Origin of the sequence: Nguyenibacter vanlangensis (assembly GCF_013376155.1) — a bacterium.
GTDB lineage: Bacteria > Pseudomonadota > Alphaproteobacteria > Acetobacterales > Acetobacteraceae > Gluconacetobacter > Gluconacetobacter vanlangensis.
In genome coordinates this window covers 1-1269 of sequence record NZ_JABXXP010000770.1, presented here as the reverse complement: position 1 = coordinate 1269, position 1269 = coordinate 1, and the positions used below count along the sequence as shown (strand labels likewise).

Annotated in this window: 2 protein-coding genes; one reads left to right on the top strand and one right to left on the bottom strand. The window is 58.8% G+C overall.

From position 1 onward, the window contains the following. The first annotated feature begins 367 nt into the window (after nucleotides 1-367). Nucleotides 368-1027, top strand: coding sequence for an HAD family hydrolase (locus HUK84_RS18880; protein ID WP_176641595.1), 660 nt, complete (start codon nucleotides 368-370; stop codon nucleotides 1025-1027). 62 nt (nucleotides 1028-1089) lie between these two features. On the opposite strand, the gene HUK84_RS22940 is transcribed toward HUK84_RS18880, so the two are convergent. Beyond that, nucleotides 1090-1269: hypothetical protein (locus HUK84_RS22940; RefSeq protein WP_218064467.1), on the bottom strand; the 180-nt coding region annotated here is incomplete at its 5' end.

The window sequence follows — 1269 nt, the reverse complement described above, 5'->3', positions numbered from 1 at the left end:
GGCCCGGCCGCGCCGGACGGGCGCAGAACCGAGCGGCACCAAGCCTGACGCGGGTCCGGGGAGCCGCCCACGGTGGAAGCGGCGCCGGCACCGATGCGGCAATCCATGGATGCACCCCACGGATATATCGAGAGTCATGTCCGTGAAATCCGGACGATATTTCTTTATTATGCGGAAAATAATAAAAATTCAACCCTTGAACGAGAAAAAATAATTCGTATGTATATATTAAAGATACCGCATGGAAATTCCGACATTTTCGCGGAAATTGATCTATTTTTGCAAAAGAGGATGGATATTTTTGTCTGTTTTAAAAAACTATACTGAAATTGCACCTTCCGCCATTCGTGTCGACGGTCAATTGCGCATGGTCATTTTCGATTGCGACGGTGTCCTTGTGGATGGAGAGCGTATGTCCACGGCGCTGATGGCCCAGGAGGCGCGGAAATATGGCTGGGCCATTACGGACGCCGAGGCGCACAGGATCTTCACCGGCGGCGAACTCGCGAAGATCAGGGACATGATCGCCCGGGAGTCCGGAGAGGATCTTCCGGAAGAGTGGGATATGATGATGCAGGATCGCATCGTCAGGATGATGAGGACCGATGCGGAAACCGTCGACGGCGCGGAGGACATGCTGAAGTCGGTCACCGACCTTGGCCTGCCGATCCGGGTCGGGTCGAATTCCTCGATCGCCGAGATGGATGCCAAGTTCCAGAGCACGGGCCTGAACAGGATTCTGGAAAAGGACCGGATTCATTCCGGCCGCGATCTCGACATGCCCAAGCCGCGGCCGGATATTTATCTCCATGCCGCCGGGGAGGAGGGCATTCCTCCGGAAAATTGCATCGTTCTGGAGGATTCCGATCCTGGTGTGGAAGCGGCCCGCCGCGCGGGGATGGCATGCGTCCTGCTGCGCGACCGGGACGAGCCCTCGGCGGAATGGCCCGGCCTGGTGCGGATTTCCCATCTGTCGGAGTTTGCGCCGCTTCTGATGCATATCATGGAAAGCCAGAAGGCAGCCTGATTCTTCCGTCCTCGGTCCACATCCGCCGCATGGGCCCGGGACGTTTAAATGCCCCCAGGATATTAAAATACGAAAAGGGTCGCCGTCGCATCGGCCAGGCTGTTCAGGCCCATTCGGCCGGTCCAGGCCAGATGGGCCAGCCAGCATGCGGCGGCAAGGCAGGCGGCGATCCCTGCCCGGTCCATCCAGCGGATGGGAGAAAGGACGGCCGTCCGCCGGCCGGTCCAAGCCGGCGGACGCAC

What these genes read in the sequence shown, in the direction of transcription:
- HUK84_RS18880 (WP_176641595.1), top strand. Translation starts at nt 368, where the DNA reads ATGGTCATTTTCGATTGCGACGGTGTCCTTGTGGATGGAGAGCGTATG.